Origin of the sequence: Pinibacter soli, from assembly GCF_029961145.1 — a bacterium.
Classification (GTDB): domain Bacteria; phylum Bacteroidota; class Bacteroidia; order Chitinophagales; family Chitinophagaceae; genus Pinibacter; species Pinibacter soli.
Map to the genome: position 1 here is coordinate 2,440,929 of NZ_JASBRG010000007.1, position 13,275 is coordinate 2,454,203.

10 protein-coding genes are annotated in these 13,275 nt (G+C 39.8%); 4 read left to right on the forward strand and 6 right to left on the reverse strand.

From position 1 onward, the window contains the following. Window positions 1–45: 45 nt before the first annotated feature. The 4 genes from QJ048_RS20285 (at window position 46) to QJ048_RS20300 (ending at window position 3,985) form a co-directional block, all read left to right on the forward strand. On the forward strand, window positions 46–1,026 hold the full coding sequence (locus QJ048_RS20285) for a GNAT family N-acetyltransferase (RefSeq protein WP_282336255.1): 981 nt from the start codon (window positions 46–48) through the stop codon (window positions 1,024–1,026). A 26-nt stretch (window positions 1,027–1,052) separates the two neighbouring features. Continuing rightward, a complete protein-coding gene (locus QJ048_RS20290) occupies window positions 1,053–2,192 on the forward strand; it encodes a glycosyltransferase (protein WP_282336256.1) in 1,140 nt (379 codons plus the stop codon). Between the two features lie 282 nt (window positions 2,193–2,474). Then, entirely contained in the window at window positions 2,475–3,137 is a 663-nt protein-coding gene (locus tag QJ048_RS20295; RefSeq protein ID WP_282336257.1) for a hypothetical protein, read from the forward strand. 26 nt (window positions 3,138–3,163) lie between these two features. After that, complete coding sequence (locus tag QJ048_RS20300) at window positions 3,164–3,985, forward strand: glycosyltransferase family 2 protein (RefSeq protein ID WP_282336258.1); 822 nt, start codon at window positions 3,164–3,166, stop codon at window positions 3,983–3,985. 27 nt (window positions 3,986–4,012) lie between these two features. On the opposite strand, the gene QJ048_RS20305 is transcribed toward QJ048_RS20300, so the two are convergent. The 6 genes from QJ048_RS20305 to QJ048_RS20330 form a co-directional block, all read right to left on the reverse strand. Beyond that, complete coding sequence (locus tag QJ048_RS20305) at window positions 4,013–4,921, reverse strand: hypothetical protein (protein ID WP_282336259.1); 909 nt, start codon at window positions 4,919–4,921, stop codon at window positions 4,013–4,015. A gap of 7 nt (window positions 4,922–4,928) precedes the next feature. Continuing rightward, on the reverse strand, window positions 4,929–7,865 hold the full coding sequence (locus tag QJ048_RS20310; RefSeq protein ID WP_282336706.1) for a M1 family metallopeptidase: 2,937 nt from the start codon (window positions 7,863–7,865) through the stop codon (window positions 4,929–4,931). Window positions 7,866–8,210: 345 nt separating this feature from the next. Next, window positions 8,211–9,620 (reverse strand): sugar transferase, encoded by a 1,410-nt coding sequence (locus QJ048_RS20315; protein ID WP_282336260.1) that lies wholly within the window; start codon window positions 9,618–9,620, stop codon window positions 8,211–8,213. A gap of 7 nt (window positions 9,621–9,627) precedes the next feature. Next, window positions 9,628–10,602: a Gfo/Idh/MocA family protein gene (locus QJ048_RS20320; protein WP_282336261.1), complete on the reverse strand. Its 975-nt coding sequence runs from the start codon at window positions 10,600–10,602 to the stop codon at window positions 9,628–9,630. 254 nt (window positions 10,603–10,856) lie between these two features. Then, window positions 10,857–11,900, reverse strand: coding sequence for a UDP-glucose--hexose-1-phosphate uridylyltransferase (locus tag QJ048_RS20325; protein WP_282336262.1), 1,044 nt, complete (start codon window positions 11,898–11,900; stop codon window positions 10,857–10,859). Between the two features lie 100 nt (window positions 11,901–12,000). Next, window positions 12,001–13,197: a galactokinase gene (locus QJ048_RS20330; protein WP_282336263.1), complete on the reverse strand. Its 1,197-nt coding sequence runs from the start codon at window positions 13,195–13,197 to the stop codon at window positions 12,001–12,003. Between the last annotated feature and the right edge of the window lie 78 nt (window positions 13,198–13,275).

A 13,275-nucleotide genomic window follows, 5' to 3' on the forward strand; every position in this document is an offset into this window, starting at 1 on the left:
ATTTCGACTTTCAACTTTTGAATTTCAAAAAGTTATCTTTAAAGGATGGTTTCACTTTCTGATAAACACACTTTTTTTAAGCTGATAAATGATTTTGAGTATGTACCCTATACTCAAACGGAGGGCTGGTATAAATACAATTCTTTTTCAAAACCTGAAGATGTTGTTTTTATCGTCGACAATGTAGAAGAACCGTCTATCGCTTGTTTTGGTTATGTAAAAAAGTTTTTTGGCCTTCGTCTGTTGATGATCGAAGGCGAGTGCCTTAAAAAGAATACAATTTCGCGGCAAATCGTTCAATCATTTTTTGAAGACATAACAAAGCTTGGCTACGACTTTGTCGAGGTCAGTTCCATCGCCATTTACAATCCCGAATACGAGATAGGTATCAGAAGCGCGGGGTATTTGAAACCCGTTGGTACTTTCTCGGTGCATCTTTCAAAAGTTATTGATCTGCAAACAGAAATCGCTTTCAGCGGAAACTGGCGAAGAAATCTGAAAAAATCAGAGAAGCATCACTTACAATTTGAAGTGATTGAGCATGCTTCACAAAATGACATCCATACATTTCTTGAACTCTATACCAAACTACTGTCTGATAAAAAGATTTATCACAACATAGCACCTGATCAACTGAAATATCTTTTGGCAGATACCCGTTTCAAACTAGCTGTTGCGAAAGACGACAACGACAAAACGAATGCAGTTTTCATTTTCTTTACAGACAAAACAAATGCTGTTTCGTTGTTTACTGCCAAATCAGAAGAAGCAAGAGACAACGGAGCGATGTTTTTTATTTATGCAAAACTGTTGGAACACTTACAGCAAGGGGCGCATAGGTATTTTGATGTGGGCCGGTTAATACCTTCCATGACAAAAGAACTGAACGGCGTTTTTGATTTCAAAGACGGCATGAAAGGCGATTATGTGATTTACAACGACGAATGGTCATGGTATAAAAAAAGCCGTTACCGCACAATGATGTATTTTGTTAAAAAGTTTTTAATGAAAAAAAGAGAAGCCTGATAAGCACTATGTCAATAAAGATTTGTATGATGTCCACCAGGCACTATATGCTAGATGGAAGAATTTATACCCGGGAAGCTAAAACACTGCAAGCCCACGGCTACCAAGTTCTTCATGTCGGTTATGGTAATGAGGACAACCATTATTTTACTAAAGATGGTGTTGAAATCATACAACTTAAAAAACTCAAAAAAGGCAAGTCTCTAAAAACAGCTTTTCAATCTTTCAAACAATCTTTCCTTGAAGATATTTTTGACGTCGCGGCAAATGCAAAAGCTGATGTTTATCATTTGCACGATTTGGAATTGTGCAGAATAGCACGCCGGCTTCAACGCCTTCCTCACAAACCAAAGGTGATCTATGATGTACATGAGCCGTACCTCGAAAACTTTTTAGACTTTTGGAAATATTCCTCTTTGCCCAAGATCATCTTTAATGACATTCCCGCATTATTGGCAGAAAAACGTTTTTTGCCAAAGGCAGATGCACTTATTGCAACGGAAAACAATGTGGGAGGACGCTTAGCAAAAAAGAACCGCAATACTTCAATTATTCATAATTATTCCTATTTTGATCGCAGCCGCATTAATGCCCCGGCAAAAAAATATGACCTTGTATACAGTGGAAGCATTAATAAAGCACGGGGAATTGAATTCATCGTGGAAGCCGTGCATGAATGCAAAAAAAGAGGCGCAGACGTTTCATGCATGCTTGTCGGGGGCTTTGAGACAAAAGATCATGAAGAAAGCGTAAAAAAGAAAATTGCGGTCTATAACCTCGGCTCACAATTTCACTTTCCCGGTCATGTGGCTTTTGAGGATGTAGATGTTTTTTATAACCAAAGTAAGATTGGTATTTGCCTGCTCCCTGCGAACAGGACGTTTAAGATCGCACTTCACGTAAAACTGTTCGAATACCTGCATTTTGGTCTGCCGATTATTGTTTCCAACTTTGGTCATATGAAAGAAATTGCCGAGACTGACGATGTGGGGTTTGCTGTTGATCCGTACAATGCCAATGAAATCGCGGATAAAATATTGTATTTGCTTCAGGACGACCGCTACCAAAGTTACTCAGCGAAATGCACTGAAGTTGCTGAAGCAAAATATGTTTGGAAAAATGAAACGCAAAAGCTATTGGACATTTATAGTAACTTACTGAAATAAAGTAAGGCATTTGATTCAGGTGAACTCATTTGTAATATGAAAAAACTAAGAGATTCTATTTATGTGCTATTGCATTTACAGAAGTTTATTGCAAAGATTGTTAATGAACAATTAGTCTTAAACAATTTAAAGCAGTCAGCTTTTAATTCCACTTCAATAGGTATTTCAAACGAAAGGCATTTAGACCGGCAAATCATAGTTTCACTAACCACCTTCAACAAACGGATTTTTGAAACCTATGTTACAATTGAATCGCTCCTTCAACAGACTTTAAAGCCAAACATGATCATACTATGGCTTGCAAAGGATGAATTTTCATTAGATACAATTCCTTTATCTCTTTTAAACTTGCGTGAACGGGGATTGCAAATTCGCTTTTGTGATGATATTAAAGCATACAAAAAACTGGTTCCGTCATTGGAGTGCTTCCCCGGCGAAATAATTATTACAGCGGATGATGATATTCTGTATCCGCGTGATTTTGTAGAATCGCTTGTGGCGAGCTATAAAAGCGCTCCGCACCTGATTCATTTTTGCAGAGGCCACCAAATAAGACTAACTGAGAACAACCAACCGCTTCCGTATAATAAATGGGGACACCAAATAACCGATACAAAGGAATCGTTTTTAAATTTTCCGACAAGTGGAGGTGGCGTTTTGTATCCGCCGGATTGTTTTCATAAAGACATTACGAATAGGGATACATTTATGAAATTATGCCCAACCGCGGATGACGTTTGGTACAAAGCCATGTCCATTCTTAAGAGAACTTCATGTAAATTGGCGTACAGAAGTCTGCCCTGGGAAGAGATGTTCATTGAAAATACTATACACAAAAATCTGAGGTTATTCAATGTAAATGTTGTTCAAAACCAAAACGACAAACAAATACAGAATGTTTTTGACCATTACAAACTATCTGAAATATTAACTAACATCGAATAGGTTGCTCTTATTTATTTAAGCTTTCTATGACTAAACTTTCTATTATAACAATTAATCTGAACAATGCAGATGGTTTAAAAAAAACCATAGAAAGCATAATCAACCAAACATTCACCAACTATGAATATATCATAATTGATGGCAACTCAACCGATGAAAGTGTGAGCATTATTAAACAACACAGTGAAAAAATAAACTATTGGGTAAGCGAACCTGATGCCGGAATATATAACGCCATGAACAAAGGCGTCATAAAAGCGACAGGCGAATACTGTTTGTTTTTGAATAGTGGCGACTATCTTATTAATTCAAATATTTTAGATGTTGTCTTTCATAGCAAGAACCCTAATGAAGATTTCGTATACGGAAATATTATGCGATTAAATAAAAATGGAAAAGAATATGAACACAAGGCTCCTGAGAAATTGACATTCTTTACCTTTTATTTTTCCTCTTCAATTTGCCACCAGGCCATTTTTTATAAACGTGATCTGTTCCAGAAATATGGACTCTATAACGAAGATAACCGCATAGCCTCCGATTGGGAATTTAATACACTTGTTATCATCAAGCATAATTGTACTACTCGATATTTGAACGAACCAATTTCATTTTTTGAGAAGAATAATTTAAGCGCTAATGAAGAGATGAATGAAATGGAAAGGCAAAAAGCATTGAGAAAGCACTTCGATGAGAAAACCTTAGCGGACTATGAATATTTCAAGCAATTAAGACAAACGCCAATAGTATCATACAATCTGGAATTAAAGTCAGATTTTTTAAAAGCCACCGTATTGTTTTATTTAAAAGTGCTGGTAAAAATCCAACTTCTTTTTAGCAAAAAGTAACCTTGTGCAAAGTTGTACAACATGAGTCTACCCCTTCAACATTGAAATTGGCCAGGGTAGATTATTATACCTCAAAAAAAAGTAGGATTGATTGATGGCGCCAAAAACTTTGTAGAAGTGTGCAATTCCTTCTATATCCGATCCCTCAAAATCCAGCAATAATGGCTGCCGGGAAAATTCACGTATCAAGCTGTCAACAAGGAAATGATTTGCACGTTGCACGCGGGCAGAAGAGGGTATTACCGACAAAAGAAAATAAATTCTCTTGTTATCTTTTAAGCACAAGGACGCCGCAGATATCTGCTCTTCTTTGTCATTAACACACCGGGCAACAATCATTCCTTTCCGTTCAGCAATAGCGACTGCTTTATTCAATCTTGAAAAACCATCAACAGAGAGCTCTATTTTATTTTTATAGGTATCCTTAAACAATTCTACAACTGTCAAGTTTTCTATATTGCCACTATAAGTAAAACCTTCCTTTGCACTCCTGTGCAGATTCTTTTTCAGATCATTCTTATAGTGTGAGGCAATGCTTGCATAATCCGCGCTGATATCTAAAACAAAATTTTTCCTTGAAGAAGTCTTCTCGAAAGGGTTTAAATAATTCAGATTAATCTCTGCGAAGCGAAACGACTTTTGCATTTGTGCGTAAAATGAATGCGCATTGTTTGCTGCAAGTGTTTGCGAAGAAATAATCCCCAACTGTTGTGTAAAATCCGGCTGATATAAATATTTAATGCCCCACTTTTTTCGCCATGTCAGCGGCATTATCTTCTCATAATCGCCTACCACCAATGCATCCCAATGATCAGCCATTTCATCGAGCCACCAGGACCTGGCGTATATCAAACCATTTGTCGCTGCTTCGATACGTGCATCCCATTTCGCAACATCAATGTCTTTCCGCTGTATGTAACGTATTGTTTCGCTCATGAAATGATTAGAGAGGCATTTTGTTGCCGAAGATTTTTCTTAACGTTAGATTTTGAATGTCTATGCTAAATGATATACGTTTGCCAAAGGTATTGGTTGAAGGATCTGTTTGTAATTCATTTTTGAAATCCTTGCTGTATACAAGTGGTGCATAAATATTGATCACGTTTTTCAGCAACGAAAGCTGTATACCTCCAACATATAATATTCTGCTTCCGGTAAAATTTACATCATCCTTATCCCAGGCATCTGCGGTAGTTCCAAAGTCGACAAACAATTTTATCGGTATCCATTTTGGAATGATCTGGTAAGGCAATGTTGTACTCAAATTAATCGCAGCAACCCAGTTGTCAGAGCGGTTTGGCAACGAAGCAAATTGATCCGTGTGCAAAATCTTTAAGTCGCCGTCACGCATCATTATTTGCTGACTTGCTATTCCGTCATTGTCATTTCTGCCAAAAAAATAATTGCTGTAAGTGTAATCTTCATTTCCTTTTACGGCGGTAAGCTTTGGCATGTAGCGATAGTTTTCAAACTGCTTTGTAGTTGTACGGCTGCCTATATAACCAAACTTCGCAGCAAACAAACGAACATTTGCACCTCCGCCTTTTGCATAACTTAAGAAATAATTTCCGGTGACAGTCGCTTTCCAAAATGATGAACTTTGTTGCAATTGCAATTTTGCATCATACGGATATATCACGCGGTTGTTGTCTACACCAAAAGTCAATTGATTTATGTATCGCGTGGAATAACTGTTTGCAGATGGATAGTAATTAGAATCTGCAATCTTCTCGATATACTTAAAATTATTTTCCCCGATCAAATATGTTTTCCATTCGATCCATTTGTGCATGGAACTTAGCAGAGACCTGTTTGCAAATTCAACTTTAAGCGTTGGCGCAACTTTATAAAATCCGGCAAAAACTTTATTGCCGCTGCTATCAAGTCCGTCATTGGTTGAGAATTTCGCACCGCTCACCGCAAGCTCGACGTGTTTTATTTTCTGTGATGGCTGATACCAGTTGTAGCCCACGCGACCAATGCCGGCAAAAGCTTTGCTGACAGTAGCGTACATGGGCGCAAGCACGAATTGCAAACGCGGCAGAGGCAATTGATAGTCGTGTATAACGGCGCCCACCATTAAATGATCATAGTTATTAAAGCCAATTGCCGGTGCAAGGGAAATGTATTGTTTTTTATCGGTATCGCGCAAACTAAACAACCATTCCAAGGCCAGTTTCTTATGATTTTCTTTGTTTTCGAGTGATCCTTTTTTATCGAGCTTGGTCCAAAGATCATTAATGGATTGACCGCTTGTTTTTTCCACTATGTTTTTAAAATCTTCCGGTTGCGGATGTTTGAATTGCCATTGCCTGTAGTACTCATGCATGCAGGAATCGAACATGGATTCTCCAAGTTTCTTTTGCAATGCCCTCATCCACTCTGCCGTTTTGTAATAGGTAATCATTCCATAATTCACTTCCGTAAATTGGTCAGCTGGAGTGTTGATGGGCTGATCCTGTTTGACGCTTTCAAGGCTAGTCATCAATAAGCCTTCAAAGTCATAGGGCATCCGTTTTTCTACCCAGCCCTTTGGTTTTAACGAATCATTTTTATGATCGTAAAAAGTGTTAAAACCTTCATCCATCCATGCATATGTACGTTCATTAGTTGCAAGAACGCCCTGCAACCAGTTATGCCCCACTTCGTGAAATATTGTTTCCCCAACAGTTAATCCATCATCTGCAGGAGCCAGCATTGTAATAGTTGGATATTCCATGCCACCGTACGACTTTGTAACCACGTCTTCCTGCACAGCACTTACAGTATTAAAAGGATATTCACCCAGCCACTGCGAATGTTTTACTATTGCATCCTTTATAAACTGTATGCTGTTTGTCCATTGGCTTGCTTGCGGTTTCAAATAAAACGCCCACACATTGATCACTCGTCCTGATTGCAATTGCAGTGTATCATTTTTTACAATGAAATTTCTGTTTGCAAACAGTGCGAAGTCGATGACATTATTTTGAATGTAGTGGAGGGTTTTGGTTTCAGTTGTTAGTTGGTGGTTGTTAGTTGTTATATTTTGTGGCACACCTGTCCTGCTTTTTGCGTTGGGCGTTGGGTGTTTAGTCGTAGTAGTCTTTTTCTTTGCCGGCGCTGTCTTTTTGCCTTTTGCATTTTGACTTTTTACTTTTCCCTTTTGACTTACTTGTCCTTTCTGACTCTCCACAGGCTGCCTCGCCTTTTCCGTTAACCATGCCAACTCATCTTCGTTTTGCAGATCGCCGGTTGCGGCTACTACAAAATCTTTAGGCAGCGTGATCGTTACGTCGTAGTTGCCAAATTCACTGTAGTATTCTCCCTGGTCAAGATAGGGCATTTCGTGCCAGCCTTTTTTATCATACACTGCAGGCTTAGGGAACCATTGCGTGAGTTGGTATGAGTGGTCCAGGTGACCACCACGTGAAAAATTATATGGTAATTGCACATGAAAAGGCGTTGTGATGGTGGAGGTTTTTCCGGGAGCCAACGGAATTGGCAGGAGCACTTTTACAACGTCTATGTATTGCGGATGATCTTCTATTTCTGCAGTCAATCCATCTATTTTAAAATCAAGCCTGTTGATATAGCCGCGTTGCATTTTGTTGGAAAAATAAAAATCTGTTCTTCCATTTCTCAGCAATTGTTCGCTGAATGCGGTTTTATCATTCTTGTAGGCATTGGGCCAAATGTGGAACCAAATGAATTTTAAAGTATCAGGAGAATTATTGGTATAGGTGATTGTTTCAAAAGCATCGAGGGTTTGATCGATATCATTGAGTTTTACTTTGATCTGGAAATTTGCCTGCTGCTGCCAATAGCTGCTTTGCGAATATGATCGCAAACTGCCAAGGCACAGAAAAGCCAGAAAGAAAAATGTAAGGTTAAGGCGCATTTTCAAAAATAGGGAGATTAACGGGGAGTTGAAAATTGAAAGTTGAAAATATAGGAGCGAATGCGATTCGCCCCGTAACAAAAACCAGGCAGCTCTCTGAAGCTTCCAGCTTCGGAGCAATATTCTGTTGCCTTTGGCAACAACAAATACCAATCGCCGGAGGCAATAAAATACAACTCCGAAGCTATAAGCTTCGGAGAGCTGCCGAATTGCATTCGCCCTTGCTGCATGCACACGATGCAACAAATTTTATACAAGAATCTGGAATATCGCTACACGTGCAATTTTCATCAGGGCGAACGCGATTCGCCCCTACATTTTCAACTTTCAATTTTCAACTTTCAATTACTTCCCCTTTCCCGTAAAAATAATTCTCAGCGTGTAGATCATGATCTTGAAGTCGAGAGAGAGAGAAATGTTTTCGATGTATACAAGGTCATACTGCATACGCGTAATCATTTCATCTATATTTTCCGCGTAGCCAAATTGCACCATCCCCCATGAGGTAAGACCCGGTTTTACTTTTAGCAGGTATTTGAAATAAGGTGTTTTTTGAAGGATCTGGTCAATGTAAAACTGACGTTCAGGGCGCGGCCCCACCAGACTCATTTCGCCTATTAAAATATTCCATAACTGAGGCAGTTCGTCAAGACGCCATTTGCGCATGGTTTTGCCCCACTTGGTAATGCGTGGATCATTCTCTGAAGAAAGGGCCGGCCCATTTTCCTCAGCGTCCACTCTCATTGATCTGAATTTGTAAATAGTGAATGGCTTGCCTTTATAACCAGTTCTAATCTGCTTGTATATAAGCGGCCCATTAGAAGTAAGTTTCACGCGAACAGCAACAAACAACAATAATGGCGACAATACTATGAGACTCGCGAATGATGCTGCAATATCAATTAAGCGCTTTACGTTTTGCTGCCAGCCTGTAAGAAGGCCGGTGTTGATTTCCGCCAGCAACGGCGTATAAACGTTGTTTGTTTTTACAGAACCAGAAACAATGTCGAGCGTTTTGGGAATGATCTTTACTTCGACATCTTTTTCACTTAACTTATCGAGCAAAGCCTCGATATCTGCATAATGTGATTTGTCCATTGCCAGCACCACCACTTTAATATCGAACTCACGCAACACATTGTCCAATGAACTTAATGCTCCTAAATAGGAAAGTTCATTAGAAAAAACGTTTTTATGCGCACTTAAAAAACCGACATAATAATATCCGGTGAGGTGCAGCAAACCCTTTGTTTGCTTGTATATTTCGTATGATGTTGCGTGATCCCCTACCAGCAAAGCATTGAACCTTATGTCTCCATTTTTCAATTGTCGCTTTGTAATGGAGAGCAAAATCCACCTGCCTAAAAAAGTAATAAAGAATTGCAGAAAAAGAAAAGAGAAAAAAGCAATGTAATAAAAGGTCAGTGAGCGTCTTATATCGTTCACCCTCAATATAAAGAACACGCAAACACAGCCGATAAGCGAACAGATGAAGGTTATATTAAATTCATTGAGTCGCGATTTTTTATACAACGACTCATAACAGCCAACGATAAAATAGATGATCACCCATGCAAGAGGCATTAAAAACAAACCGATGGCAAAAGGTGGATTTATCCGGAACTGTTCTGAAAATGAAAAGGGAATTTTCAAGAGTTCGCAGCGGATGGCATAAAATAAAATCCATGTCAGCAACGCCGCCAGGGCATCGCTAACAATGTACCATGCATAAGGAATCTTTTTATTGGCTGGCATTCAAGACTTATGCGTTAATAGTGGTATTTTTTATCTTATTAAGTATTTGGTGAGCTATTTCCATTGCTCTGTAACCATCCACTGCCGATACGATTGGTGGAGTGTTATTAACAATGGCGTCACGGAATTTTTCAAGTTCCATTTTTATAGCGTTTACTTCAGGCACCAATGGGTTGGCAACAGCAATTGTTTTTTTGCCGTGGTTTGTTTCTATATCAAATTCAAAAACGTTGGCGTCTTCCTCTGTTTTTAATTTGATCACTTCCGTTTTCTTATTCAGGAAGTCGATGCCGATATATGCATCTTTCTGGAAGAGTCGCATTTTGCGCATTCTCTTCATGGAAATTCTGCTGGAAGTAAGATTTGCCACGCAACCATTGTTAAATTCTATGCGAACGTTGGCAATGTCCGGCGTATCCGACATAACCGCTACTCCACTCGCGGAGATAGATTTTACTTCGCTTTTAACAAGCGTAAGAATAATGTCGATATCGTGAATCATTAAATCCAGGACCACACTTACTTCTGTACCTCTGGGATTGAATTGTGCAAGACGATGCACTTCAATGAACATGGGGTTCAATTCCAAACCTTGTGTTGCGAGAAATGCCGGATTGAAGCGCTCTACGTGCCCAACCTGCATTTTTATATTGGATTCGCGAGCAAGATTTACCAATGTTTTTGCTTCTTCTATTGTATTTGCCAAAGGTTTTTCCACGAAAACGTGTTTGCCTTTGCGGATTGATTTTTCACATAGATCAAAGTGGAAAGTCGTCGGCGCCACAATGTCTACAGCGTCACAGGCATCAATTAGTTTTTCAGGATCAAGAAAACGGGCAAGCTGATATTTGTCCTGCACTTCCTGAGCCATCGAATCATTTGGATCATAAAAACCTACCAGCTCCACATCTTTTATTTCCTTCCAGTTGTTCAAATGAAATTTACCCAAATGGCCCACGCCGAATACACCAATTTTAAGCATCTACTGAATTTTGCCCAAATATAGGAAGGAAGAATTAGGAATTGGGAATTAGAAGTTAGGAATTAGAGGAGCAGTTACCCTGAAGCCGGTTGCGTAAACAAAAAGGGCCCGACTGCGAGCGCAATCAAGCCCAATGAAACAAAAACCAATATAACAACAACTTTTTTTGCCACTGAAGCACAGAGGACTCTGAAAAAAAATCCTCTGTATTCTCTGTACCTCAGTGGCTAATATTTTAAGATACGAAGCATCTTTTACTTCTTCTTATAGTGCACAGTCGGGAGCGCCCTTAATCTCTCGGCTGCAAATTCTGGCGAAATATCGCGTTGTGGGTTTGCCAGCATTTCGTAGCCTACCATGAATTTCTTAACGTTGGCAGAACGCAACAACGGTGGATAGAAATGCATGTGCCAGTGCCATTCAGGATGTTCTCCGTCATTTACCGGCGCTTCGTGCATACCTGCAGAATATGGGAAAGATGTTTCGAACAAATTATCGTAACGAATGGTAAGGTTTTGCAGCATCTCAGCAAATGCCTGTTTTTCTTCTGTGGTGAACTGAACCACAGATTGCACATGACGCTTGCTGATGATCATTGTTTCGTATGGCCAAACTGCCCAAAATGGAACCAATGCAACGAAGTGATCATTTTCAGCAATTATTCTTTCCTGTTTTTTCAGCTCCAGTTTTAAGTAGTCAGCCAACAGGCTGCGGCCATGCTGATCATAATATTTTTTCTGCTGGTGCAGTTCTTTCGAAACTTCCAGCGGCACATTTTGCGAAGCCCAGATTTGACCATGCGGATGCGGATTGCTACAGCCCATGATCTCACCTTTGTTCTCAAATATCTGAATGTACCTGATGATTGGGTTTGCGCTAAGTTCTTTCACTTGCTCTGCCCATAGATCGATCACTTTTGTAATCGCACTTACTTCCATCTCAGGCAACGTGAGGTCGTGACGCGGAGAGAAACAAATAACCTTGCAAATTCCCTTTTGAGAAGTTGCCATGAGCAAACCCTCTTCATTCAACTCTCCATCCGGCGTGTCCTTCAATAATGCAGAGAAATCATTTATGAAAACGTAAGGCTCTGTGTACTGAGGATTGCTGTCGCCATCTACCCTTTTATTGCCCGGACACAAATAACAAGTCGAATCGTACTCCGGTCTCTGTGCGCCACCTGCAGATTCTGTTTTACCCTGCCATGGCCTTTTGCTGCGATGTGGTGATACCAGCACCCATTCGCCTGTGAGGAGGTTTACGCGAGTGTGAGGGTGTTCTTTATAGTCGAAATGCATTTTGATCAATTAATAATTAATAATTAAGAATTAATAGGTGTGGCACCTAGTGAATCCTCAAACATTGGTCATAGTGTAACACGAGAAGAATTATTAATTATTAATTCTTAATTACAACACTAGTTCCTTCACCAATCTCCGCCACATACGCTTTCATCACAAGGCCCGTAGCTTTCTCGTAAGCTTCGCCCACGTGGGTGATAAGATCGTCGATGGCTTCTTCTTTAACGATGTTGATGGTACAACCGCCGAAGCCGCCGCCCATCATTCTTGCGCCTAGTACGTTCGGATTATCTTTTACGTACTCAACAAGAAAATCTAATTCGCTGCAGCTTACTTCATATTTTTTACTAAGGCCTTCGTGTGTTTCAAACATTTTTTTGCCGAAGGAAACAAGATCATTCTTCTTCAAATCTTCGCAACCTGTGATGAGACGATTGATCTCTTTTACTACAAATAAACAACGGTCGTATACTACGCTGTCAACAGGTTTAATACATTCTTCCACCATTTCAACAGTAGCATCGCGTAATGATTTTACCTGCGGATATTTTTTGTTGATCAATGCAGCGCCTTCTTCACACTCTTCTCGGCGTTTATTGTATGCGGAAGAAGCAAGGGAGTGTTTTACTTGTGTATCGAGCAATACAATGCGATAACCATCTATTTCGAAAGGAATGTATTCGTACTCAAGTGTGCGGCAATCGATCTTAATCAGATGGTTTGTTTTACCAAACACGCTTGCGAACTGATCCATAATACCGCATTTTACGCCCACAAATTCGTTCTCTGCTTTTTGCGCCATTTTCACAAGGTCAATCCTCTCTATGTTGAACCCAAACAATGCGCTCAAAGCCGCACCGGTTGCACATTCGATAGCAGCAGATGACGAAAGGCCAGCGCCCATCGGAATGTTGCCGGTGATGAATGCATCGAAGCCTTTTACTTCGTAGCCATTTTTCTGCAATTGCTCTACCACTCCCAAAATATAGTTTGGCCATGATTTCTGATATTTTTTCAACTCACCAACGGTGGTTGAGTAAGTATCATTAAAATCAAGCGAACTTAAATGGATAACATCATCCTGTCTTGGAGTAACGGCCATGTAAGTTGTCTTGCTGATCGCTGCCGGCAAAACAAGTCCATCGTTATAATCAACGTGCTCTCCGATAAGGTTTACACGTCCTGGAGAAAACACTACCACCGATTCACTGGTGATGTATTTCTGTAAATTTTCGGGGATCTTATGGCCAAGATCGTTTAAAGCGCTAACCGCTTTGGCATTCTCTGCGTTCATGCGTTTATGTTGAAATCTTTAAAATTTATATGATACCATTGACTCATCGGCTAGGGCGAATTGAATTCGCCCCGACAT

Coding starts and splice junctions, on each gene's coding strand:
- QJ048_RS20285 (WP_282336255.1), top strand. CDS start 46: ATGGTTTCACTTTCTGATAAACACACTTTTTTTAAGCTGATAAATGAT.
- QJ048_RS20290 (WP_282336256.1), top strand. CDS start 1,053: ATGATGTCCACCAGGCACTATATGCTAGATGGAAGAATTTATACCCGG.
- QJ048_RS20295 (WP_282336257.1), top strand. CDS start 2,475: ATGATCATACTATGGCTTGCAAAGGATGAATTTTCATTAGATACAATT.
- QJ048_RS20300 (WP_282336258.1), top strand. CDS start 3,164: ATGACTAAACTTTCTATTATAACAATTAATCTGAACAATGCAGATGGT.
- QJ048_RS20305 (WP_282336259.1), bottom strand. CDS start 4,921: ATGAGCGAAACAATACGTTACATACAGCGGAAAGACATTGATGTTGCG.
- QJ048_RS20310 (WP_282336706.1), bottom strand. CDS start 7,865: ATGCGCCTTAACCTTACATTTTTCTTTCTGGCTTTTCTGTGCCTTGGC.
- QJ048_RS20315 (WP_282336260.1), bottom strand. CDS start 9,620: ATGCCAGCCAATAAAAAGATTCCTTATGCATGGTACATTGTTAGCGAT.
- QJ048_RS20320 (WP_282336261.1), bottom strand. CDS start 10,602: ATGCTTAAAATTGGTGTATTCGGCGTGGGCCATTTGGGTAAATTTCAT.
- QJ048_RS20325 (WP_282336262.1), bottom strand. CDS start 11,900: ATGCATTTCGACTATAAAGAACACCCTCACACTCGCGTAAACCTCCTC.
- QJ048_RS20330 (WP_282336263.1), bottom strand. CDS start 13,197: ATGAACGCAGAGAATGCCAAAGCGGTTAGCGCTTTAAACGATCTTGGC.